This is a genomic window from Pseudomonas sp. REP124, assembly GCF_020164475.1.
Taxonomy (GTDB): Bacteria; Pseudomonadota; Gammaproteobacteria; order Pseudomonadales; family Pseudomonadaceae; genus Aquipseudomonas.
This window is the reverse complement of the sequence record NZ_JAIQWX010000028.1, coordinates 33037-54604: the sequence shown is the minus strand read 5'-3', so window position 1 is coordinate 54604 and position 21568 is coordinate 33037. Positions and strand designations below refer to the sequence as shown.

Genomic DNA, 21568 nt, shown 5'->3' with positions numbered 1-21568 from the left:
TGTCGACTGACACGGCCTCTTCGCGAGCAAGCCCGCTCCCACAGTTTGATCGGTGTAATGCCTTACTCGGCGTTCAACACACCACGGCGTACCTGATCCCGCTCGATCGATTCGAACAGCGCCTTGAAGTTACCCTCACCGAAACCGTCATCCCCCTTGCGCTGGATAAACTCGAAGAACACCGGCCCCATCAGCGTTTCAGAGAAGATCTGCAGCAGCAGACGCTTGTCGTCCTTATCGGACGAACCGTCCAGCAGAATGCCCCGCGCCTGCAGCTCGCCCACCGGCTCGCCGTGGGCCGGCAGGCGGCCTTCGAGCATTTCGTAGTAGGTGTCTGGCGGTGCGGTCATGAAGCGCATGCCGATGCTTTTCAGGTGATCCCAGGTCTTGACCAGATCATCGGCCAGGAACGCAACGTGCTGGATGCCTTCGCCGTTGAACTGCATCAGGAACTCTTCGATCTGGCCCGCGCCCTTGGACGATTCCTCGTTCAGCGGGATGCGGATCATGCCGTCCGGCGCGGTCATGGCCTTGGAGGTCAGGCCGGTGTACTCGCCCTTGATGTCGAAGTAACGGATTTCACGGAAGTTGAACAGCTTCTCGTAAAAGTTCGCCCAGTAGGCCATGCGACCGCGATACACGTTGTGGGTCAGGTGGTCGATGATTTTCAGGCCCGCGCCGACCGGATGACGGTCCACGCCTTCGAGGTAGACGAAGTCGATGTCATAGATCGAGCTGCCTTCACCGAAACGGTCGATCAGGTACAGCGGCGCACCGCCAATGCCCTTGATCGCCGGCAGGTGCAGCTCCATCGGACCGGTTTCGATGTGGATCGGCTGGGCGCCCAGTTCCAGCGCGCGCTTGTAGGCCTTTTGCGAATCCTTGACCCGGAACGCCATGCCGCACACCGACGGACCGTGCTCGGCAGCGAAGTACGAGGCGACGCTATTGGGTTCGTTGTTGAGGATCAGGTTGATCGCGCCCTGGCGATACAGGTGCACGTCCTTGGAACGGTGGGTCGCGACTTTGGTGAAGCCCATGATCTCGAAGATCGGCTCCAGGGTGTTGGGGGTCGGCGATGCGAATTCGATGAATTCAAAGCCCATCAGGCCCATCGGGTTTTCGTATAGATCTGCCATGGTTGGCGCCTCATCATTCTGGTCAATTAACTGAAGGTTAGTTGCTGGAGATGCTGAGACCGGCGGGTGGCGCGCAGGAAATGCCCCGCACGCTGCGGGCGAGGAAATCACCGTAGATCAATTGAAACCCTAATAACTTCATGGTCGACCCAAGGCTCTTGCGGGCGAAGCTTCCGTTGCCGGAAGACGAATTCTTGTATGCGTAACCTGATTCTACACAGCGTAAATCAGTTTGTCCGCCTTCTGTATGAAATCCCCTTTTCCGACACCGAAGCAAGGGGTTTATTGCACAGGTAAATCCCCAGCAGGATCAGCCCTCCTCCCAGGTACATCGCCAGGGTGAGCTGTTCGTCCAGCAACAGCGCGCCGAGGATAACCGCCGTCAACGGGTTCAGGGCAATGAACACGCCGGAGCGGGTCGGGCCGATTTTGCGGATGCCGTCGTAATAGGCGATGTAGGCCAGCGCCGAACCCAATACGCCTAGATACAGCAGGCTCGACCACTGTTGCGGACCAAGGCTGAACAGCGCGGTGAAGCTCAACTCGCCACGAATCGCACTGGTGACCCAGAGCATCAGGGTGCCCAGCAGAATCGACCAGGTCACGGTCTGCACCGGCCCCAGGCTGTGGTTGAGCTCCCTGGAGAACAGCGAATAAATGCCCCAGCCCAGCACACAACCGAAAATCAGCAGATCGCCGATCCAGGCATCGGCATTGTCGGCCATCAGTTGCGGGTTGCGGCTGACGATCACCACGCTGGCGCCGGCGATGCAGATCGCGATGCCGATGACTTTCGCCCGGCTCAAACGCTCCTTGAACAGCAGCCATGAAGCCAGGCCGATGACCGCCGGGTTGAGCGCCACGATCAGCGAGGCCCGCGAAGCGTTGATGTAGTGCAGGCCATAAAAGAAGCAGAGGTTGTAGAAGTAGATCCCGAAGAAGCCGAGGATCGCCAGTTGCAGCCATTGCCGGGGGTTGGGCCGGGTCAAGGGCACGCGGGCCATCAGCAGGAACAGCAGCAAGGCCACGCTGGCCAGCAAAAACCTGAGGCTCGCAGCAAACAAGGGGCTGAGGCTGTCCGCCAGCAAACGCCCCGCGACAAAGGTACCGCCCCAGATCATGGTGACCGCCGCCAGCTTCAGATACACCGGCACATCAGAGGAACGGGTCGGGCTGTTCTCGCAAATCATCGGAAACGTCCTACATTGAATTTTCATTGGGTGACGTATGATTTGGCTAATACCCACTCATCGTAAAATGAGTAAACACTCATGACCCTCACCCAACTGGAGATATTCTCCACCGTCGCCGAACTCAACGGCTTCACGGCAGCGGCCCAGCGCCTGGGCATCAGCCAGTCCGCGGTGTCCCATGCGTTGAAATCCCTGGAGCGGGAATTGGGCGTGGAACTGCTGCGCCGCCATCAGACCCAAGTCGAACTGAGTGACATCGGTCAGCAACTGCTGCTGCGCGCCCGGGCCATGCTCGGCCTGGCCAACACCATGCGCCAGGAAGCGGCGGATGCCCGGGGCATGAAGCGCGGGACGTTGCGTATCGGCTCATTCGGCCCGACTTCGTCGATCAAATTGCTCCCATTGATTCTCAAGCACTACCGCGCCGCCCATCCGGGTATCGAGGTGCACATCGATGAAGGCCCGGACCGTCAGGTCATCCAGTGGCTGCAGGAGCGGCGTATCGACATCGGTTTTGTGGTGCTGCCTGACGAGCGCTTCGACACGGTGGCGTTGCTCGAAGATCAGATGGTCGCGCTGCTGCCCGCCCATCATCCGCTGACCCGCCGCGACAGCGTCAGCCTGAGCGACCTGTGCCATGACCCATTCGTACTGACCGAAGCGGGCTCGTCGGAGCTGGTGTCACGGCTGTTCCACGGCGCGCGGCTGATGCCTAACATCCGCTTTCGCTGCTCGCAGTTGCTGAGCACGCTGGATACGGTGGGTCGCGGCGACGCCCTGACCGTGGTCGCCGAAAGTTCTCTGCCCGAACACGACGACGGCCGCTATGTGAAAAAACCACTTTCCCCGGTAGTAGCCCGGCAGATCGGCCTGGCAGTGCTCGACCAGCGCCAGGCGTCACCGGCGGCCCTGGCCTTCATCAAACTTGCGCAACGGCTTGACTACAGATGAACGGCACAACTAACGGCGGCCAACTATCATGGCTGCAACTTGATCTCTTCATGGAGGGCGTTTTTCGCCGCCAGCATTTAAGAGCCCGACTTCATCGCCACAGGTTTCACAGATGCCACTGAAAGCAAAATCCCGCAAACGCAGCATCAGGATGGCGGTGACCCTCGCAAGTGGATTGCTCCCGGTAGTGCTCGGTGTCGTCATTCTCTACATGCAGGCTGAACGCGCACTCAAGCACAGCGCCGAACAAACGGCCGAAGAAGCAATTCAACAATTCGAACTGATGCTGGACAACACCGCCCAGGCCGCTCGCGAACTACTGCCATTGGCCGGCCAACGTTGTCTTGACGTTAATCTCGCCCTACGTGAACAAGTCACTCGACGGCCTTTCGTGCGCTCTACCAATCTGGTCTGGGACGACGCCATTTATTGCAGTTCGCTGTTTGGCGATGTGAATGAAAAAATCTCCTCCGGTGACTACGAAGGAGGTCGGTTATTACTGATGAAGGGCAACCCGGTAACGCCGGATACCGCCTTGCTAGTCTATCGGCTGAGCGAAGGCAAACGCGGTGCGATGAGTACTCTGGATGGTTACCACCTCAGTAACGTGCTGCGCCTGATCGGTAGCCATACTTTGCTGGTGCTGCAAGTCGGCCCCAACTGGTTATCCGCCGATAACCAGTTTCATGAGGGCGCCCTGCCCGACTTTGCAGTAGCGCAAAGCAAGCTCGATTCTTCACGCTATGCCTTTGGCGTAAAAGCCGGTTTTCCCGAGGGTGAAATCTGGCGCTATATGAGCAGCGAGTATCCGGCACTGTTCAGTTTGCTGATTTTCTTCGGCGCTGTGTCTGCGGTTATCGGGTACTTGTTACAGAGGCGTTCCACTTCTCCAAGCCATGAAATGAAGCGTGCGATGGAGGCCATGGAGTTCGTTCCTTACTTCCAGGCCGTGGTGCATGGCGATACCAAGAAAGTCTCGGGCATCGAAGTGCTGATGCGCTGGAATCATCCAAAAGAAGGCCTGATGCGTCCTGACCTGTTCATTCCCTTCGCGGAATATTCCGGGTTGATCGTGCCGATGACCCGGTCCCTGATGCAGCAGACGGCGGTGTTGCTCGGGCCGTTGTCTGCGTCATTCCGTGAGCCCTTTCATATCGGCATCAACATCACCGCCAGCCATTGCCAGGACCTGGAACTGGTCAGCGATTGCCGGGAATTCCTCGCGCAATTCGCGCCCGGCTCCATCCATCTGGTCCTCGAGCTGACCGAGCGTGAACTGATCGAACCCACTCCCCTCACCCATCAGCTTTTCGAGCAGTTGCGCGAGCTTGGGGTGAAGATCGCCATCGACGACTTCGGCACCGGTCATTCAAGCCTGGGTTACTTGCGCCAGTTCAATGTGGATTATCTGAAAATCGACCAGAGCTTCGTGGCCATGATCGGTGTCGACGCTTTGTCCGGCCATATTCTGGATACGGTCATCGAACTTGCCGTAAAGCTCGATCTGGCAATGGTTGCAGAGGGTGTAGAGACCCAGGAACAAAGTGATTACCTGACCGCACATAACGTTAACTTCCTGCAAGGCTATCTGTACGGTCGTCCCATGCCTGGCGCTGAGTTCATTAGTGCATTAAGTGTCGATTAAGGGATGGTTTCAAGCGACCAAACCACCATAAAACGCTCTGAATCGAATCGAAATACAGCGGCGTGTTACATGAAAAAAAAGACATGATTTACTCTTGATGAATTAACAACTACAATTTTTTCCATGCCTGCGGTAATTTAGCGGGTAAGCGATTTAATCACCGAGTCGCTTCAAGGCTTTTGGCTTATAGCTTTGTTTGCGGTTGGTTTCAGCCAAACACACTATTGGAGTAATCATATTGTCCAGACTCGCTGAATTTCGTGCAGCTGAAAAGGCCCTTCAAGAGCAGCTCAAGCAGCTTGAATCCCTGAAGAACGATGCCGGGCTCAAGAAAGAAATCGAATTCGAAGAAAAGCTCCAGGGCTTGATGAAAACCTACGGCAAGAGCCTGCGCGACATCATCGCCATTCTCGACCCGAACCCGGCCAAATCCGGTCTGCAGCAGGCCGCAGCGCCTAAAACCCGCCGTGCTCGCGTGGTCAAGGTTTATCAGAACCCGCACACCGGCGAACTGATCGAAACCAAGGGCGGCAACCATCGCGGCCTGAAGGCATGGAAGGAACAATACGGTGCCGGCACCGTTGATTCCTGGCTGCGCGGCTAAATCCTCGCGCTATAAACAAGCCCTGCGAATGCAGGGCTTTTTTCATGGATACCATACAAATGCAACGATATTGGCGAATCAACTCGCTACTTGCAGATCAACTTTGTGCTTAATCCCTTCGGGTATCTAAGGATTTCCGCGTCAGCCCAAGCCTGCAGCTACTAAAGTCTTTCAACTAAAGTTTCAAAGCGTTACGAGCTGTTTCTATTTCTTCCTGACTCGCCTTATAAGCCTCAGCCTGCCCCGCGTACGAAAGAACGTAGGCCTTATCAGCATCCACTGCCGCCACCAAAGTTTGCGAAAGCACATGTCGACCGTTTTGGGTGATGGTGCAAGTGGTTTCCAGCGCCGATAAACGGCTCAAGGTCGCAGGATGTATGCGATTGCAGACACTTTGATAACCGCCCTGGAAAAAGTCCTTTTGCACGGACTTGCGCATTTCCATCAAAACGCCTTCAAGATTCACCTGATGCCCGCTCTGCACCTGGGTCATGGTCAACTCCATGACCATCACCGGCGTGCCACTTTGGTCGTTTTTCACTGCACGCTGGCGAGAGACAGTGGACGCTGCGTTGTCTTGCGCTATCTCTTCAACCTGCCATCCGGCGGGCCAGGTCATGACCGGATCTTCAGCGTGGGCACTGGCGGCGGCGAACAGCGCGCCTGTGAGAATAAAAACCGATGGAGCGAATCGAATCATTTCAATGAACACTCAGCTATTGAAGTCTGAAGTCTGAGCCCCGACCGACTGTCAGGCAATAGCCGACGGTTTTGGTTTGGTGATGTCCCAACCCTTGCGTATCATTGTCGCCATTCAATCGCCCCGCTTATTTTCGGAGGGCCCATGAGCCTGCAAGAACTGAACACCTTCCCCGGCGTTACCGCCCAGCCTGATGCCGCGACCCAGAAGTTCGTCTTCAACCACACCATGCTGCGGGTCAAGGACATCACCAAGTCCCTGGACTTCTACACGCGCATCCTCGGTTTCACCCTGGTGGAAAAGCGCGACTTCCCGGAAGCGGAATTCAGCCTGTACTTCCTGGCACTGGTCGACAAGGCGCAGATCCCGGCCGACGCAGCCGCCCGTACCGAGTGGATGAAGTCGATCCCCGGCATCCTCGAGTTGACCCACAACCACGGCACCGAGAACGACCCGGATTTCGCCTACCACAACGGCAATACCGATCCGCGCGGTTTTGGTCATATCTGCATTTCGGTGCCGGATATCGTTGCGGCCTGCGAGCGTTTCGAAGCGCTGGGCTGCGATTTCCAGAAGCGCCTGAGCGACGGCCGCATGAAGAGCCTGGCGTTCATCAAGGACCCGGATGCTTATTGGGTTGAAATCATTCAGCCTGCGCCGCTTTAAGGTTCGCCACGATTAAAACTGTGGGAGCGGGCTTGCTCGCGAATGAGGGCTCACATTCAACTTTGATGTTGACTGACACACCTCCTTCGCGAGCAAGCCCGCTCCCACATTTTGGAACGCGCACAACACAAAACCCCATGATCACTCATGGGGTTTAGTGTTTTCAGCCCTGCCTTTATGCCGGCGCTGATGTCCGGATCAGGTGATCGAACGCGCTCAGCGAAGCCTTCGCGCCCTCGCCCACCGCAATCACGATCTGCTTGTACGGCACAGTCGTCACGTCACCGGCAGCGAACACACCCGGCAGCGAAGTCTCGCCACGGGCATCGACGATGATCTCGCCACGAGGCGACAGCTCGACGGTGCCTTTGAGCCAGTCGGTGTTGGGCAGCAAACCGATCTGCACGAAGATGCCTTCGAGGTTGACCGTGTGGAACTCGCCTGAATCGCGATCCTTGTAGACCAGACCGCTCACCTTTTCGCCGTCACCTTTCACTTCGCTGGTCAGCGCGCTGGTGATGACATTGACGTTGGGCAGGCTGAACAGCTTGCGTTGCAGCACCGCATCGGCGCGCAGCTTGCTGTCGAACTCCAGCAGCGTGACATGGCTGACGATACCCGCCAGATCGATCGCCGCTTCGACGCCGGAGTTGCCGCCGCCGATCACCGCCACGCGCTTGCCCTTGAACAGCGGACCGTCGCAGTGCGGGCAGAAGCATACGCCCTTGGCCTTGTACTCCTGCTCACCCGGCACGCCCATTTCTCTCCAGCGGGCGCCGGTGGCGAGAATCAGCGCCTTGGTTTTCAGGCTGGCGCCGCTTTCGAAGCGCACTTCGTGCAACTCGCCGGGGTTTTTCGCAGGGATCAGCTTGGTGGCACGTTGCAGATTCATGATGTCGACGTCGTATTGCTTGACGTGTTCTTCCAGAGCGCTGGCCAGCTTCGGCCCTTCGGTTTCCTGCACGGAGATGAAGTTTTCGATGGCCATGGTGTCCAGCACCTGACCGCCAAAACGTTCGGCCGCAACACCGGTTCGAATGCCTTTGCGAGCCGCGTAAATCGCCGCCGAAGCACCGGCCGGGCCACCGCCGACCACCAGCACGTCAAAGGCTTCTTTCGCGCTGATTTTCTCGGCTTGGCGCTCGGCGCCGCTGGTGTCGATCTTGGCGAGGATTTCTTCCAGACCCATGCGGCCCTGGCCGAACACTTCGCCGTTAAGGTAAATGCTTGGCACCGCCATGATCTTGCGATCATCGACTTCGGCCTGGAACAACGCGCCGTCGATGGCGACGTGGCGAATGTTCGGGTTCAGCACCGCCATCAGGTTCAGCGCCTGGACCACGTCCGGGCAGTTCTGGCAAGACAGCGAGAAGTAGGTTTCAAAGCTGAACTCACCCTTGAGCGAGCGGATCTGTTCGATCACTTCGGCACTGGCTTTCGATGGGTGCCCGCCGACTTGCAGCAAGGCCAGCACCAGGGAAGTGAATTCGTGGCCCATCGGGATGCCGGCGAACCGCAGGCTGATGTCCTGACCCGGGCGATTGATCGAAAACGATGGCTTGCGTGCATCGTCACCGTTATCGAGCAAGGAAATTTGGCTGGAAAGACTGGCAACGTCTTTCAACAGGTCGAGCATTTCACTGGATTTCGCACCGTCGTCGAGCGAAGCAACGATCTCGATCGGTTGGGTGACCCGTTCCAGGTACGATTTCAACTGGGCTTTAAGATTGGCGTCCAACATACGGGCGATTTCCTTTATCAAATTCTTTGCATAAAAAAACGCCCGAGCGAATCTCGCCCGGGCGTTTTCAGGGGCGGTGCAGCTTACTGAGTAGGTGCGGTAGTCCGCCCTGTGGAGCGTGTCACTGACTTAGATCTTGCCGACCAGGTCCAGGGACGGAGCCAGAGTGGCCTCGCCTTCTTTCCACTTGGCTGGGCAAACCTGGCCTGGGTGAGCAGCGACGTACTGGGCAGCCTTGATTTTGCGCAGCAGCTCGGAAGCGTCACGGCCAACGCCGCCATCGTTCAGTTCAACGATTTTGATCTGGCCTTCAGGGTTGATCACGAAGGTGCCACGGTCAGCCAGACCAGCTTCTTCGATCAGCACGTCGAAGTTGCGGGAGATGACGTGGGTCGGGTCGCCGATCATGGTGTACTGGATCTTGCCGATGGCTGGCGAAGTGTTGTGCCAGGCAGCGTGAGCGAAGTGAGTGTCGGTGGAAACGCTGTAGATCTCGACGCCCAGCTTCTGGAATGCGTCGTAGTTGTCAGCCAGGTCTTCCAGTTCGGTCGGGCAGACGAAGGTGAAGTCGGCTGGGTAGAAGAACACCACAGACCACTTGCCTTTCAGGTCAGCGTCCGAAACTTTTACGAAGTCGCCGTTTTTGAATGCGTCAGCTTTGAACGGTTTTACTTGGCTGTTGATGATAGGCATCGTTGACTCTCCGTCAGGGGTTGTGAAGTTGATGGAGTGAACTCTACCCACTCGATGGACGGTTGGCTCATTGGCAAACCTGATGCTGGTGATTGGGTTTCGCTATTAGCCAAGGGTATTAATAGAAGAAAACGATCTCTGCACCTGCGGACGGCACAAACCCTGTGGGAGCGGGCTTGCCCGCGAAGGCGTAACGGCAGGCAAAACAGTGTCGTCTGGACCACCTCTTTCGCGAGCAAGCTTCGCTCCTACAGGAACGACACCAACCCTGTAGGAGCGAGGCTTGCCCGCGAATGGTCGTCAACGACGCGGGCAATCAGACTGTTCGCGTTTTTTCACCGAGCCGCGCCATACCCTGGAACGGGCTGACCTCGATATAACGCATCGCCGACTTCATATCCTTCCACCCCACATAACTCATCAGCGACTTCAAATCCCAACCCGACTGGTGCGCCCACGAAGCAAAACCCCGGCGCAGGGAGTGGCTGGTGTACTGCTCGGCGGCAATCCCTGCGCGGCCAAGCGCCTGCCTCAGCAGGGGAATCACACTGTTGGCATGCAACCCCTCCTCGCTCAGATTCCCCCACCGATCAATCCCGCGAAACACCGGCCCACGCACCAGCGCAGCTTCACTGACCCAATCGATATACGCCTGCACCGGACACAGCCGCTGCAACGCCGGCGTCTGATAGGTCTTGCCCAGGTTCTCCCGGTCACTCTTGCTACGCGGCAGATACAGGGTGATGCCCGTGCCGGCACTGACTTGCACATGCTCGATCTGCAATCGACACAACTCATCGCTACGAAAGCCGCGCCAGAACCCCAGCAGGATCAACGCGATATCGCGCTTGGCGCGCAACAGCGCGGGACGATCGTCGTCGGCCATGGCGACTTGTTTCTCCTGCTCCAACCAGTCGATCACCTGCTCCAGATGCTGAAGCTGCAACGGCTCGGCCTGCTTCTCCTGAGCCGGATGCAACGCACGAATGCCCTTGAATACCTTGCGCACCACCGGCGCCTTGGTCGGGTCGGCAAAACCCTGGCTGTTATGCCACTGCGCCAGCGCCGACAGCCGCAGCTTCAAGGTGTTGATCGACAGCACCCCGGCGTGAGCGACCAGATAACGCGCGACGCTGTCGCCGGTGGCCGGCAGGAAGCCGCCCCAGGTCACCTCGAAGTGCTCGATGGCGGCTCGATAGCTGCGACGGGTGTTGTCGCGGGTTGCGGCTTGCAGGTAACGATCGAGATCGCTCATGGAAATGTCCTTATCCAACTGTAGGAGCGAGCACGCTCGCGATGGATTGCGATGCACCGCGGGGTATCAGGCCGCCAGCGTCATCGTTGACGACCATCGCGAGCGTGCTCGCTCCTACAGAAGAGGGCGTGTACTGAAGTGGCGTGTTAAAAACGCTGGAATCGTTATGACACGGGGTAATACCAGTATATCCCGTGTGAATAATCATCCGTATTTATCTTTTTCATTTGAATGGTACAATGTGTTTTTACGCAGTACGTACCACATGCAAAAGCAGCAGGAGAAATCATGGCCCGTGGCGGTGTAAATAAGGCGGTCGTTCAGGCTGCGCGTCTGGCGATCCTCGCCCGCGGTGAAAACCCCAGCATCGATGCCGTGCGCATCGAAATGGGCAATACCGGATCGAAAACCACGATTCATCGCTATTTGAAGGAGCTGGGCGAAGACCTCAAACCGGCGGAGACAGAACCCACCGAGCCCGTCGACGATGAGTTGCTGGCTCTGGTTTCACGCCTGGCTCAACGCTTGAAGGAACAGGCGCAGGAGCCGATCGACCAGGCTCGCGAGCAATTCGAGACGCAGCGCAAGGCACTGGAAACCCAGCTTGAAGAAGCCCGGGAAGCCAACACCGAACTGCACCAGCAATACGAAATCCAGAGCCTGGCGCTGACCCAGGAATCCGAGGCGCTGCACGAAACCCGCGCCCTCCTCCAGGCCGAGCAAACCCGCAATGCCGGACTGAATCAGGCGCTGGCCGATTTCGAATTGCGCTTGCAGGACAAGGACGAGCAGATTCGCTCACTGGAAGAAAAGCACCTGCACGCCCGCGACGCCCTCGAGCATTACCGCAATGCCGTCAAGGAGCAGCGCGAGCAGGAACACAGTCGACATGAAAGCCAGGTCCAGCAGTTGCAGATGGAGTTGCGCCAGGCCCAGCAAAGCGCGCTGGTGCGCCAGGATGAAATCACCCAGTTGCACCGCGACAACGAGCGCCTGCTGACGGAAAACCGCGGCACTTTGCGCGAACTGGGCTCAATGCAGGAACAGCTCAAGCAGAGCAACACCCGCCAGGATCAGTTGCTGGAGCAGGTCACGCGGGTCGACGGCGAACGCACCCTCCTCCAGGAACGCTTGCGCGTGGCACTGCTGGAAAGTCAGTCGCTTAAACAGAACATCGACGAACAGGCGCAGCTCAACAAATCACTGGAGAGCCGATTGACCAAGGCCCAGGCGGACCTCGAAGAGGAAAGCGTGCGTCTGGCGGCGGCCCTTGAGGCCGCTGCGCCAGACGCAACGAAGGACGCTTAACCGGTGACCGGCGTACGCATGGTGACGAACTCTTCGGCGGCCGTCGGGTGCACGCCGATGGTTTCGTCGAAGTGGCGCTTGGTGGCGCCGGCCTTCAAGGCGATGGCCAGGCCCTGGACGATTTCACCGGCATCCGGCCCGACCATGTGGCAACCCAGCACCTTGTCGGTCTTGGCGTCCACCACAAGCTTCATCAGCGTGCGCTCCTGGCATTCAGTGAGGGTCAGCTTCATCGGCCGGAAACGGCTTTCGAAGATCACCACCTCATGCCCGGCATCGCGCGCTTCCTCTTCGGTCAAACCGACGGTGCCGATGTTCGGCAAGCTGAACACTGCCGTCGGGATCATCTTGTAATCCACCGGACGATACTGCTCAGGCTTGAACAGACGCCGCGCCACGGCCATGCCTTCGGCCAAGGCCACCGGCGTCAGTTGCACCCGACCGATCACATCGCCCAATGCGAGGATCGACGGTTCGGCGGTCTGGTACTGATCGTCGACCTCGACGAAGCCCTTCTTGTCGAGTTTGACTCCGGTGTTCTCCAGCCCGAGGTTGTCCAGCATCGGACGCCGCCCTGTGGCGTAGAACACGCAATCGGCTTCCATCTGGCGACCATCCTTGAGCGTCACTTTCAGGCTGCCATCGGCCTGCTTGTCGATACGCTCGATGTCGGCGTTGAACTGCAGATCCATGCCGCGCTTGGTCAGTTCTTCCTGCAGATGCTTGCGCACCGAACCGTCGAAGCCACGCAGGAACAGCTCACCGCGATAGAGCAAGGTGGTCTGGGCGCCGAGGCCGTGGAAAATGCCAGCGAACTCGACCGCGATGTAACCACCGCCCACTACGAGTACGCGTTTTGGAAGTTCTTTAAGGAAAAATGCCTGGTTCGAGCTGATCGCCAGCTCGTGACCCGGAATCTCCGGAATCTGCGGCCAGCCACCGGTGGCGATCAAAATGTGCTTGGCGCTGTGGCGCTCGCCATTGATCTCGACGGTATGCGGATCGACGATTTTCGCGTGACCTTCATGCAGGGTCACACCGCTGTTGACCAGCAGGTTGCGATAAATGCCGTTCAGGCGATTGATCTCGCGGTCCTTGTTGGCGATCAGGGTCGCCCAGTCGAACTGCGCCTCGTCCAGGCTCCAGCCGAAACCCGAGGCCTGATCGAAGTCTTCGGCGAAGTGCGCACCGTAGACCAGCAGCTTTTTCGGCACACAGCCGACGTTCACACAGGTGCCGCCCAGGTAGCGGCTCTCGGCCACCGCCACCTTGGCACCGAAACCGGCGGCAAACCGCGCCGCCCGCACACCGCCGGAACCGGCACCAATCACATAAAGGTCAAAATCGTAGGCCATCGTCTATCTCCTCGGCAGGTGACCAGCATACCCGCAGTCGTTCGCAGGGCAAGGGTTGCCAACAATATGGGCGCGGAAAATGAAAAAGCCACCCGGAGGTGGCTTTTCAGTACAAGCAGGTTGGCGCGCTATCAGTACGCCTTGCCAGTCTTGTAGAAGTTCTCGAAGCAGAAGTTGGTTGCGTCGATGTAACCTTCGGCGCCACCGCAGTCGAAACGCTTGCCCTTGAACTTGTAGGCCATTACGCAGCCGTTCTGGGCCTGTTTCATCAGGGCGTCGGTGATCTGGATTTCACCACCCTTGCCTGGCTCGGTCTGCTCGATCAGGTCGAAGATGTCCGGGGTCAGGATGTAACGACCGATGATGGCCAGGTTCGACGGCGCATCTTCCGGCTTTGGCTTCTCGACCATGCTGTGAACGCGGTAGATGTCGTCGCGGATCATCTCGCCGGCGATTACGCCGTATTTGTTGGTTTCCTGCGGATCGACTTCCTGGATGGCCACGATCGAGCAGCGGAACTGCTTGTACAGCTTGACCATCTGGGTCAGTACGCCGTCGCCTTCCAGGTTCACGCACAGGTCGTCCGCCAGTACCACGGCGAACGGTTCGTCACCGATCAGCGGACGGCCGGTCAGGATCGCGTGGCCCAGGCCTTTCATTTCGGTCTGGCGGGTGTAGGAGAACGAGCAGTTGTCGAGCAGTTTGCGGATACCGACCAGGTATTTTTCCTTGTCGGTGCCCTTGATCTGGTTTTCCAGCTCGTAGCTGATGTCGAAGTGGTCTTCCAGGGCGCGCTTGCCGCGACCGGTCACAATGGAGATTTCGTTCAACCCGGCATCCAGTGCTTCTTCGACGCCGTACTGGATCAGTGGCTTGTTTACCACCGGCAGCATTTCTTTGGGCATGGCTTTAGTCGCTGGCAGGAAGCGAGTACCGTAACCGGCTGCTGGAAACAAGCATTTCTTGATCATATAAGTCCTTGAAAGGGCTGTGTGTACGAGTTCGGCGCAGTCTAATCAGGCGGCGTGCACCTTACAATGCCCGCGCTGGCTAACCGATGCCATCATAGGAGAAATATTTGGGCGGATAGTTCCGCCGCAATGCAGGTCCTCCATCAGCAACCTTTAAGTGATAGCAGAGACCGGCAGGAATGCACGCTTGTCAACTCAACAGGCAGGGGCATTAAACGCTATGATTGCGACAATTCAACCAGCCAACGAGGCAGATAGATGTCGGCAGCAAAAATCGTCAACGGGTACCTGATCAACAAGACCAACGACGGCCAATGGTCGATCGACAGCGCGGCTGGCGAGAAGATCGCCGGGCCATTCCCTACTGAAGCCATGGCGGTGGAAGTGGCGGCAGTGCTGGAACTTGAGCATCCGGAACCGAAAAAGCGCGGCAAAGACAAGTAACCTGTAGGAGCGAGCACGCTCGCGATGGTCGTCAACGATAACGCGGGCGATCTGAAGCAGCGCGTTGCCTGGACGCTCTTTCGCGAGCAGGCTCGCTCCCACAAAGGAACAGGCAAAACAGTGGCTCATCGCCACAACCTTTTGCCCGCGATGCTGTCACAGGCTTTGCCCATCCCCTTTCGATGACACCGACATGACCAAATTCTTGCCACTGATCGCGGTATTGGCCCTGAGTGGCTGCGCGACGTCCCAACCCACCTACCTGAACAACGGCGAACAAGGCCTGGCCATCGACTGTTCAGGCGAAGCCAACTCCTGGGCGAGCTGTTATGAAAAGGCCGACGCTTCCTGCGCAGGCACCGGCTACCGCATCGTCGGCACCGATGGCACGCCGGCGCCGGACGAAAGCGACAAGACCCTGGGCGTAGACGTCGGCAACTATAAGAACCGCAGCGTCGTAGTGGTCTGCAAGTAAGGCGCCCTGCCCCCGCTATGCAAATGCCGCCGGTTTGGCGGCATTTTTATTGGAGTACGGCAGCCGGTCAGCCAGAAATGCACGCATTCGCGGCATTCTGCACATCCTTTGGACGCACCGGCACGTTGGACATACTTTCATGCAGTTTGATGCTGCTGCCGCCGGAGCGATCCTCGATATCGAAAACCGCAGCCGGCCCCGATGACAATTTCTGCGGCACAATCACTCGAACGCCGTCTTTATGAGGCTCGATTTGCAACGGACCTCGGCTATCGGCGAGCTTTTCGCTCAGGCATTGCGCGTATTCATGGGGTTTCTTGCCGGAAATAACGTTCATGGTGGGCAGCGTCTGGTTAATTTCCGAAACGCTTGCACAACCACCGATTGCCAACGCCATTGGCAGAACCCACACACCCCACTTCATACAAAACCTCCGATAAAGACCCTCCGACAGCACAAACATGGTTTTTCTCCGGGGGCGACTGTATTTATCTGCACCCTACGCCCCGGAACGTCCTTAAATTGTCAAAGCAGCCTCAGGCAACAGGATATTTCCGCCTGCAGACTGATAAACTGCGCGCCATCGTTTTGATTTTGTAGAAAAAGCCCTTCCGGAGGCGCCCACATGAAATTCATTCACCAGCGCGAGCACCTCAACGAAGACGACATCGTCGTCATTCAATGCTCGCAGACCTGCAACATCCGCTTGATGAACGACGCCAACTTCCGCAGCTTCAAGAATGGCGGCCGTCACACCTATCACGGTGGCGCATTCGACACCTTCCCGGCCCGCATCACCGCGCCGAGCACCGGTTTCTGGAATATCACCATCGACACCGTCAGCCGTCGGGCGATCAGCGTGACCCGCAAACCAACCCTGACTCACTCGATCAAAATCATTCGCCGCTCCAGCTCCAAGCTCAGCTGAGTAACGCGTTCCGCTCGCGATCAGAGCGCCAGACAGACAGACAGGTATCACCGTGGCCCAGACGACCAAATACGTAATCAAGTACAAGCTCAATGGCGAACGCCGCTTCGAGTTCGCCCAGCTGGAAAACGGCACACAGGAAGAAGCCAAGGCCGCATTGGACGCCTTGCACGGCCAGGGTGACGATGTCATCAGCGAAATCAGCGTCAGCAAGGCGCTGTAAGTCTTCATTAGCAATTCGACCGCAAGCGACGGAGTGTCTGCATTCACAGCCCGTCCCAGACTGCTCGCCTCAATCACGTGAGCATCGCAAATGAGTGAGCAATACCTGAACAGGCTGAATTGGCCTTCGCTGGAAGAGCAACTCGATCAGGACGGCTGTGCGGTCATCCCTTCGCTGTTGAGCCACAAGGCCTGTGACGACCTCAGTGCCTTGTACGGCCAATCCGAGCCCTTTCGCTCGCGAGTGATCATGGCCCGCCACGGTTTCGGCCGTGGCGAGTACAAGTACTTTAGCTACCCCCTGCCGGATCTCGTGGCGCGCCTGCGCAGCGCGCTGTATCCGCGACTTGTGCCGATCGCCAACCGCTGGTACGAGCACATGGGCCTGCCAGACCGTTTTCCTGACAACCACGAAGCCTTTCTCGAGCGTTGCCATGCCGCCGGTCAGCAACGTCCTACGCCGTTGTTGCTGCAATACGGCCCGCAGGACTACAACTGCCTGCATCAGGACCTGTACGGCGAACACGTTTTCCCACTGCAGGTCGCGATTCTTCTGTCAGAACCGGGTGAAGACTTTACCGGTGGCGAATTCGTCCTGACCGAACAGCGCCCACGCATGCAGTCACGTCCGCAGGTGGTGGGTCTCAAGAAAGGTGACGGTTTGATCTTTGCGGTCAACCAGCGACCGGTCAAAGGTACCCGCGGCTTTTACCGGGTCACCCTGCGCCACGGCGTCAGTCGCCTGCACAGTGGCAAACGCCATACCCTGGGCATTATCTTTCACGATGCGTCATGACCATGAACCCGACAACTTTTGACCTGTTCGCCGACGCCGAGCCGGAGCAACAACCACGGTGCGAACAGATCGGCGAACAATCCTGCGTATTGAGAGGCTTCGCCCTACCCTGGCTGGACCGTTTGCTGCCGGCACTGGAAGCGGTGCTGGCGGCTGCGCCCTTCCGGCAAATGGTCACCCCCGGCGGTTTCACCATGTCGGTGGCCTTGAGCAGTTGCGGAACCTGGGGCTGGACCACCGATCGCAGCGGCTATCGTTACACCCGCGAGGATCCACAAACGGGCCTGCCGTGGCCGTCGATGCCGGAAGTGTTTTTCCAGTTGGCACAGGCGGCGGCGCGGGACGCGGGGTTTACAGACTTCGAGCCCGATTCCTGCCTGATCAACCGCTATGTCCCAGGCGCGAAAATGTCTTTGCATCAGGACAAGGACGAAAAATCCTACGCAGAGCCGATCGTGTCGGTGTCTTTGGGATTGCCGGCCATGTTTCTGTTCGGTGGTTTTGAGCGCAGCGACAAAAGCCAGCGGGTACCGTTGCTGCATGGCGACATCGTGGTCTGGGGTGGCGTGGATCGCTTGCGTTATCACGGCGTCCTGCCGATCAAGGACGGGCAACACTCGATCCTAGGCGAGCAGCGGATCAACTTCACGTTTCGCCGGTCGCATTGAATACTCGGAATTTGACCGCAAGCGTCGGAGTGTCGGTGCACGGGCAGGTGATTAATCTGTGCTAAACGGGTCAACGGATACAAAGCCATGACAAGCCAAATGACAAAAATCAGCACCGAGAACGATCCACGCTGGGCCGCCGTTGTCGCACGCGATCCACAGGCGGACGGGCAGTTCGTCTACGCGGTGAAAACCACCGGGATCTACTGCAACCCCAGCAGCCTGGCGCGCTTGCCCAAGCCGAAGAACGTCGAGTTCTTCGATACCGCCGAACAGGCACAGGCGGCGGGTTATCGTCCGAGCAAGCGTGCGGCGAAGGATCAGAGCGACCTGGCGGCGCAACATGCCGCGACGGTGGCTGCCGCGTGCCGCCAGATCGAAACGGCCGAGGAGCTTCCAGGCTTGAACGATCTGGCCCAGGTCGCCGGGTTGAGCAGCTTTCACTTTCACCGAGTGTTCAAGGCCGTGACCGGCCTGACGCCCCGGGGTTACGCCGCCGCCCATCGTTCGCGCCGGGTGCGGGAGCGGTTGACGGATGGGCGTTCGGTCACCGACGCGCTGTACGACGCTGGCTTCAACTCCAACAGCCGCTTTTATGAAGCGGCGGATCAGGTGCTGGGCATGAAACCCGCCGATTACCGCGCCGCCGGACAGAACAACGACATTCGATTCGCCGTCGGCCAGTGCTCCCTCGGGGCGATTCTGGTGGCGCAAAGCGAGCGTGGAGTGTGCGCGATTCTGCTGGGGGATGATCCGCAGCAACTGGTCTGCGACCTGCAAGACAAATTCCGGCGGGCCAATCTGATCGGCGCCGACAAGGACTTCGAACAACTGATCGCCAGGGTTGTGGGCTTTATCGAAGCGCCGACGCTGGGGCTGGACCTTCCATTGGATGTGCAAGGCACGGCGTTTCAGGAGCGGGTCTGGCAAGCGTTGCGGGAGATTCCCGTGGGCAGCACCGCCAGCTATGCCGACATTGCACAGCGCATCGGCTCACCGAAAGCCGTCCGCGCCGTGGCCCAGGCCTGTGGCGCAAACAACCTGGCGGTGGCCATTCCCTGCCACCGCGTGGTGCGCAGCGATGGCAATCTGTCGGGGTATCGTTGGGGCGTGGAGCGCAAGCGCCAGCTGCTCGACCGGGAACACACGGACCTGTAGGAGCGAACTTGCTCGCGATGGAGGCCCTGACACCGCGGGGTATCAGGTTTCCCGCGTCATCGTTGACGACCATCGCGAGCAAGCTCGCTCCTACAAGGGTTGTGTTGTGGTTTGACTCAGCGCCGGGTTTTTCCATTGCAGGCGGCTATGCTTTTTTCGCGGCCGTCAAAAACCGCGAGAACGGTCCTGTCGATGGAGTTGACCATGCCCTGCCTACGTTCGTTTGCCGCGGTACTGATGTTCTGCCTGATGAGCCTTGCCAATATCCAGGCCGCACCTGCGCAGCCCCCGGCACCCGATGCCCCGAGCTGGCCGCAGGTGCTGAACAACGACGATGCCAAATTGACGATCTACCAGCCGCAACTCGACAGCTGGGACGGTTACACCCTGCAGGCCCGCGCCGCAGTGGAGGTCACCGACAAGGACGGCAAATCCACCTTCGGCATCGTGCACTTCAGTGCCCATACCCTGGTGGACAAGGCCACCCGCTGGGTCGAACTGGATCAGTACACCATCACCAAAGTCGATTTCCCCTCCGCCGCGACCAATCTCGACAGCTGGATGAAAGAGCTGAAAAACGATGCGCTGAACCGCAAGAAAACCATTTCCCTGGATCAACTCGAAGCCGCACTGGGCACGGTCGCCGCCGAGCAGAAGGCCAGCAGCGACCCGATAGACAACACGCCGCCCACCATCATCAGCTCCGAAGTGCCGGCCATTCTGGTGTACATCGACGGCGAACCGGTGTATCGCCCCGTCGAAGGCACCGTGCTGCAACGGGTGATCAACACCCGGCCGCTGCTGCTCAAGGATGCCCTGGGCAAACATTACCTGCATGTGTTCGACGGCTGGATGGCGGCGGATGCGTTGAGTGGCCCCTATACCCCGTTAACGTCACCTTCGGCTGACCTGGAAAAGGCCAGGAAGGCTGCGATCCAGAGCCGTCAGGTCGACCTGCTGACGGGCCAGAGCGATCCAAAGGACAAGGTTCCCAGCCTGGCCAAACCGCCCGTGCCACAGATTCATGTGGCGACAAAACCCACGGAATTGATTGTCACGGACGGCGCCGCGCAATGGCAGCCGATCCAGGGCACGCAACTGCTTTATGTGACGAACACCACCGGGCACATCTTCAAGGAGATCGGCGACCAGAACAGTTACCTGCTGATCTCCGGTCGCTGGTTCCGCGCCCCTGACATGCAAGGCCCCTGGACCTTCGTGCCGGCGGACAAGTTGCCGGCGGACTTTGCCAATATTCCTGACGACAGCGCCAAGGAGAACGTCAAAGCCTCGGTGGCGGGCACACCGCAAGCGAAGGAAGCGGCGATTGCCGCCAGCATTCCGCAAACCTCGGCCGTCAAGAAGAGCCAGTTAAAAATGACGGCGCCGCAATTCGACGGCCAGCCGCAACTCAACGGCATCAAGGGCACGCCGCTGCAGCACGTGGTAAACAGCCCGACGCCGATCATCATGGTCGACGCCAAGAGCTGGTACGCGGTGGAAAACGGTGTCTGGTTCGTGGCCACCTCGGTGCAAGGCCCGTGGACGGTCGCCACCTCGGTGCCCGCCGTCATCTATTCAATTCCCCCCAGTTCCCCCCTGCACTACCTCACCTACGTCAAAGTCTATTCAGCCAGCGGCGACATTGTGGTGGTGGGTTACACGCCGGGCTATCAGGGCTCAACCCTGGATCCGGTTACGGGCGTGGTGGTGTACGGAACGGGTTACTACTACTCGCCGTGGGTCGGCACAGCCTGGTACGGCCCGCCCGTGACTTACGGTTTCGGCGCGGCGATTCGCTACACGCCTTGGACAGGCTGGGCGTATGGCTACGGGTTTGGCTGGAGCTGGGGCGGCAGTACCGTGGCCGTGGGTTGGGGCTGGGGCGCTTATCCGTGGTGGGGCAATTACGGTTGGGGCTACGCCTGGGGACCGCATCTGTACCCGGCGCCGATACCCTGGGGCGGCGTGGCCTACGGTTATCACGGCGGTGCGGTGGCCTGGGGACCCGGTGGCTGGGCCGGCACTTCCGGCAACATCTACCGTCAATGGGGCGATAGCGCCTCGGTCAGTCGCTACAGTGGCGGGTACAACGCCTGGACCGGCAATCGCTGGGCCGGACAGGTCGGCGCCTCCTACAACTCGCGCACCGGCGTCGCCGCTGCTGGTCAACGAGGGGCTGTGGAGAATGTCTACACCGGCAACTACGCGGCCGGTCGCGAAGGTGTTGCCACCGGGCCCAACGGTGGCGCCATCGCCGGTCAGCACGTGACCGCAGGCAACGTGTACACCGGCAATCAGGTCAACGCCAATCGTGGCGCGGTCTACAACCCCAATACCGGCAACACCACCGATTACCGCAGCGTCCGCGGCCCCGACAGTGGCGCCGCGCAGATCGGCAACAACGTTTACGCCGGCCACGATGGCAACGTTTACAAGAAAACCGATGATGGCTGGCAGTCGATGGTCGGCGGCACCAACCGGCTCAATTCGGCCAATACGACGCAAGTGCAGAATCTCAACCGCGACTACCAGGCCCGCTCGTTCGGCAATGAGCGGACGAACAACTTTCAGAACTCGTCGCAGTTCATGAATCGTTCGTTTGGTGGGGGTGGTGGGGGCGGATTTCACCGGCGCTGACGTTCTCCTCCTGTAG

At 58.9% G+C, this 21568-nt stretch carries 22 protein-coding genes; 13 read left to right on the top strand and 9 right to left on the bottom strand.

Annotated features, from left to right (window positions below):
* Positions 1–62: 62 nt before the first annotated feature.
* Positions 63–1139, bottom strand: a complete 1077-nt coding sequence (gene hppD, locus K9857_RS09830; RefSeq protein WP_224535279.1) for a 4-hydroxyphenylpyruvate dioxygenase — start codon at positions 1137–1139, stop codon at positions 63–65.
* 227 nt (positions 1140–1366) lie between these two features.
* Complete coding sequence (locus K9857_RS09825; RefSeq protein ID WP_224535277.1) at positions 1367–2329, bottom strand: DMT family transporter; 963 nt, start codon at positions 2327–2329, stop codon at positions 1367–1369.
* Positions 2330–2410: 81 nt separating this feature from the next.
* Between K9857_RS09825 and K9857_RS09820 the strand changes: the two genes are divergently transcribed.
* The 3 genes from K9857_RS09820 to K9857_RS09810 all read left to right on the top strand — a co-directional run bounded on the left by K9857_RS09820 (position 2411) and on the right by K9857_RS09810 (position 5532).
* Positions 2411–3283: a LysR family transcriptional regulator gene (locus K9857_RS09820; protein ID WP_224535276.1), complete on the top strand. Its 873-nt coding sequence runs from the start codon at positions 2411–2413 to the stop codon at positions 3281–3283.
* Between the two features lie 112 nt (positions 3284–3395).
* The gene (locus K9857_RS09815; RefSeq protein ID WP_224535274.1) at positions 3396–4928 is read left to right on the top strand and encodes a cyclic diguanylate phosphodiesterase; all 1533 of its coding nucleotides are present in this window, start codon (positions 3396–3398) and stop codon (positions 4926–4928) included.
* 238 nt (positions 4929–5166) lie between these two features.
* Positions 5167–5532 carry a histone-like nucleoid-structuring protein, MvaT/MvaU family gene (locus tag K9857_RS09810; protein WP_150770591.1) on the top strand — a complete coding sequence of 122 codons (366 nt, stop codon included), beginning with the start codon at positions 5167–5169 and terminating at the stop codon, positions 5530–5532.
* Between the two features lie 175 nt (positions 5533–5707).
* Here K9857_RS09810 and K9857_RS09805 read toward each other — a convergent pair whose 3' ends face one another.
* Positions 5708–6232 carry a DUF4946 domain-containing protein gene (locus K9857_RS09805; RefSeq protein ID WP_224535286.1) on the bottom strand — a complete coding sequence of 175 codons (525 nt, stop codon included), beginning with the start codon at positions 6230–6232 and terminating at the stop codon, positions 5708–5710.
* A 144-nt stretch (positions 6233–6376) separates the two neighbouring features.
* Between K9857_RS09805 and gloA the strand changes: the two genes are divergently transcribed.
* Positions 6377–6898 carry a lactoylglutathione lyase gene (gene gloA / locus K9857_RS09800; protein WP_224535271.1) on the top strand — a complete coding sequence of 174 codons (522 nt, stop codon included), beginning with the start codon at positions 6377–6379 and terminating at the stop codon, positions 6896–6898.
* A gap of 175 nt (positions 6899–7073) precedes the next feature.
* On the opposite strand, the gene ahpF is transcribed toward gloA, so the two are convergent.
* The 3 genes from ahpF to K9857_RS09785 all read right to left on the bottom strand — a co-directional run bounded on the left by ahpF (position 7074) and on the right by K9857_RS09785 (position 10587).
* A complete protein-coding gene (gene ahpF / locus K9857_RS09795; protein ID WP_224535269.1) occupies positions 7074–8639 on the bottom strand; it encodes an alkyl hydroperoxide reductase subunit F in 1566 nt (521 codons plus the stop codon).
* Positions 8640–8768: 129 nt separating this feature from the next.
* Positions 8769–9332, bottom strand: coding sequence for an alkyl hydroperoxide reductase subunit C (ahpC, locus tag K9857_RS09790; protein ID WP_085725808.1), 564 nt, complete (start codon positions 9330–9332; stop codon positions 8769–8771).
* Positions 9333–9648: 316 nt separating this feature from the next.
* Positions 9649–10587, bottom strand: coding sequence for a site-specific integrase (locus K9857_RS09785; protein ID WP_224535268.1), 939 nt, complete (start codon positions 10585–10587; stop codon positions 9649–9651).
* Between the two features lie 288 nt (positions 10588–10875).
* Here K9857_RS09785 and K9857_RS09780 point away from each other — a divergent pair, with 288 nt between their 5' ends.
* Positions 10876–11895: a DNA-binding protein gene (locus K9857_RS09780; protein WP_224535266.1), complete on the top strand. Its 1020-nt coding sequence runs from the start codon at positions 10876–10878 to the stop codon at positions 11893–11895.
* On the opposite strand, the gene gorA is transcribed toward K9857_RS09780, so the two are convergent.
* Both gorA and galU read right to left on the bottom strand, forming a co-directional pair.
* Positions 11892–13250 carry a glutathione-disulfide reductase gene (gene gorA / locus K9857_RS09775; RefSeq protein WP_224535264.1) on the bottom strand — a complete coding sequence of 453 codons (1359 nt, stop codon included), beginning with the start codon at positions 13248–13250 and terminating at the stop codon, positions 11892–11894. The genes K9857_RS09780 and gorA overlap by 4 nt on opposite strands.
* A 131-nt stretch (positions 13251–13381) precedes the next feature.
* Positions 13382–14221: a UTP--glucose-1-phosphate uridylyltransferase GalU gene (gene galU / locus K9857_RS09770; RefSeq protein ID WP_095194738.1), complete on the bottom strand. Its 840-nt coding sequence runs from the start codon at positions 14219–14221 to the stop codon at positions 13382–13384.
* A gap of 258 nt (positions 14222–14479) precedes the next feature.
* Here galU and K9857_RS09765 point away from each other — a divergent pair, with 258 nt between their 5' ends.
* Positions 14480–14665, top strand: a complete 186-nt coding sequence (locus K9857_RS09765) for a hypothetical protein (RefSeq protein ID WP_224535262.1) — start codon at positions 14480–14482, stop codon at positions 14663–14665.
* Positions 14666–14858: 193 nt separating this feature from the next.
* A complete protein-coding gene (locus tag K9857_RS09760) occupies positions 14859–15140 on the top strand; it encodes a hypothetical protein (RefSeq protein ID WP_224535260.1) in 282 nt (93 codons plus the stop codon).
* Positions 15141–15207: 67 nt separating this feature from the next.
* Here the strand turns inward: K9857_RS09760 and K9857_RS09755 are convergent, their stop codons facing one another.
* A complete protein-coding gene (locus tag K9857_RS09755) occupies positions 15208–15564 on the bottom strand; it encodes a hypothetical protein (protein ID WP_224535285.1) in 357 nt (118 codons plus the stop codon).
* 201 nt (positions 15565–15765) lie between these two features.
* On the opposite strand from K9857_RS09755, the gene K9857_RS09750 reads away from it, so the two are divergent.
* The 6 genes from K9857_RS09750 (at position 15766) to K9857_RS09725 (ending at position 21552) form a co-directional block, all read left to right on the top strand.
* The gene (locus K9857_RS09750; protein WP_039768744.1) at positions 15766–16068 is read left to right on the top strand and encodes a DUF1883 domain-containing protein; all 303 of its coding nucleotides are present in this window, start codon (positions 15766–15768) and stop codon (positions 16066–16068) included.
* 52 nt (positions 16069–16120) lie between these two features.
* Positions 16121–16291: a hypothetical protein gene (locus K9857_RS09745; protein ID WP_175378109.1), complete on the top strand. Its 171-nt coding sequence runs from the start codon at positions 16121–16123 to the stop codon at positions 16289–16291.
* A gap of 90 nt (positions 16292–16381) precedes the next feature.
* Positions 16382–17086 (top strand): 2OG-Fe(II) oxygenase, encoded by a 705-nt coding sequence (locus tag K9857_RS09740; RefSeq protein WP_224535258.1) that lies wholly within the window; start codon positions 16382–16384, stop codon positions 17084–17086.
* A gap of 2 nt (positions 17087–17088) precedes the next feature.
* Positions 17089–17754, top strand: coding sequence for a DNA oxidative demethylase AlkB (gene alkB, locus K9857_RS09735; protein ID WP_224535256.1), 666 nt, complete (start codon positions 17089–17091; stop codon positions 17752–17754).
* An 87-nt stretch (positions 17755–17841) separates the two neighbouring features.
* Positions 17842–18912, top strand: coding sequence for a bifunctional DNA-binding transcriptional regulator/O6-methylguanine-DNA methyltransferase Ada (gene ada, locus K9857_RS09730; protein ID WP_224535253.1), 1071 nt, complete (start codon positions 17842–17844; stop codon positions 18910–18912).
* A gap of 204 nt (positions 18913–19116) precedes the next feature.
* Positions 19117–21552 carry an autotransporter gene (locus tag K9857_RS09725; protein ID WP_224535251.1) on the top strand — a complete coding sequence of 812 codons (2436 nt, stop codon included), beginning with the start codon at positions 19117–19119 and terminating at the stop codon, positions 21550–21552.
* The last annotated feature ends 16 nt before the right edge of the window (positions 21553–21568 follow it).

What these genes read in the sequence shown, in the direction of transcription:
- hppD (WP_224535279.1), bottom strand. Translation starts at nt 1,139, where the DNA reads ATGGCAGATCTATACGAAAACCCGATGGGCCTGATGGGCTTTGAATTC.
- K9857_RS09825 (WP_224535277.1), bottom strand. Translation starts at nt 2,329, where the DNA reads ATGATTTGCGAGAACAGCCCGACCCGTTCCTCTGATGTGCCGGTGTAT.
- K9857_RS09820 (WP_224535276.1), top strand. Translation starts at nt 2,411, where the DNA reads ATGACCCTCACCCAACTGGAGATATTCTCCACCGTCGCCGAACTCAAC.
- K9857_RS09815 (WP_224535274.1), top strand. Translation starts at nt 3,396, where the DNA reads ATGCCACTGAAAGCAAAATCCCGCAAACGCAGCATCAGGATGGCGGTG.
- K9857_RS09805 (WP_224535286.1), bottom strand. Translation starts at nt 6,232, where the DNA reads ATGATTCGATTCGCTCCATCGGTTTTTATTCTCACAGGCGCGCTGTTC.
- gloA (WP_224535271.1), top strand. Translation starts at nt 6,377, where the DNA reads ATGAGCCTGCAAGAACTGAACACCTTCCCCGGCGTTACCGCCCAGCCT.
- ahpF (WP_224535269.1), bottom strand. Translation starts at nt 8,639, where the DNA reads ATGTTGGACGCCAATCTTAAAGCCCAGTTGAAATCGTACCTGGAACGG.
- ahpC (WP_085725808.1), bottom strand. Translation starts at nt 9,332, where the DNA reads ATGCCTATCATCAACAGCCAAGTAAAACCGTTCAAAGCTGACGCATTC.
- K9857_RS09785 (WP_224535268.1), bottom strand. Translation starts at nt 10,587, where the DNA reads ATGAGCGATCTCGATCGTTACCTGCAAGCCGCAACCCGCGACAACACC.
- K9857_RS09780 (WP_224535266.1), top strand. Translation starts at nt 10,876, where the DNA reads ATGGCCCGTGGCGGTGTAAATAAGGCGGTCGTTCAGGCTGCGCGTCTG.
- gorA (WP_224535264.1), bottom strand. Translation starts at nt 13,250, where the DNA reads ATGGCCTACGATTTTGACCTTTATGTGATTGGTGCCGGTTCCGGCGGT.
- galU (WP_095194738.1), bottom strand. Translation starts at nt 14,221, where the DNA reads ATGATCAAGAAATGCTTGTTTCCAGCAGCCGGTTACGGTACTCGCTTC.
- K9857_RS09765 (WP_224535262.1), top strand. Translation starts at nt 14,480, where the DNA reads ATGTCGGCAGCAAAAATCGTCAACGGGTACCTGATCAACAAGACCAAC.
- K9857_RS09760 (WP_224535260.1), top strand. Translation starts at nt 14,859, where the DNA reads ATGACCAAATTCTTGCCACTGATCGCGGTATTGGCCCTGAGTGGCTGC.
- K9857_RS09755 (WP_224535285.1), bottom strand. Translation starts at nt 15,564, where the DNA reads ATGAAGTGGGGTGTGTGGGTTCTGCCAATGGCGTTGGCAATCGGTGGT.
- K9857_RS09750 (WP_039768744.1), top strand. Translation starts at nt 15,766, where the DNA reads ATGAAATTCATTCACCAGCGCGAGCACCTCAACGAAGACGACATCGTC.
- K9857_RS09740 (WP_224535258.1), top strand. Translation starts at nt 16,382, where the DNA reads ATGAGTGAGCAATACCTGAACAGGCTGAATTGGCCTTCGCTGGAAGAG.
- alkB (WP_224535256.1), top strand. Translation starts at nt 17,089, where the DNA reads ATGAACCCGACAACTTTTGACCTGTTCGCCGACGCCGAGCCGGAGCAA.
- ada (WP_224535253.1), top strand. Translation starts at nt 17,842, where the DNA reads ATGACAAGCCAAATGACAAAAATCAGCACCGAGAACGATCCACGCTGG.
- K9857_RS09725 (WP_224535251.1), top strand. Translation starts at nt 19,117, where the DNA reads ATGCCCTGCCTACGTTCGTTTGCCGCGGTACTGATGTTCTGCCTGATG.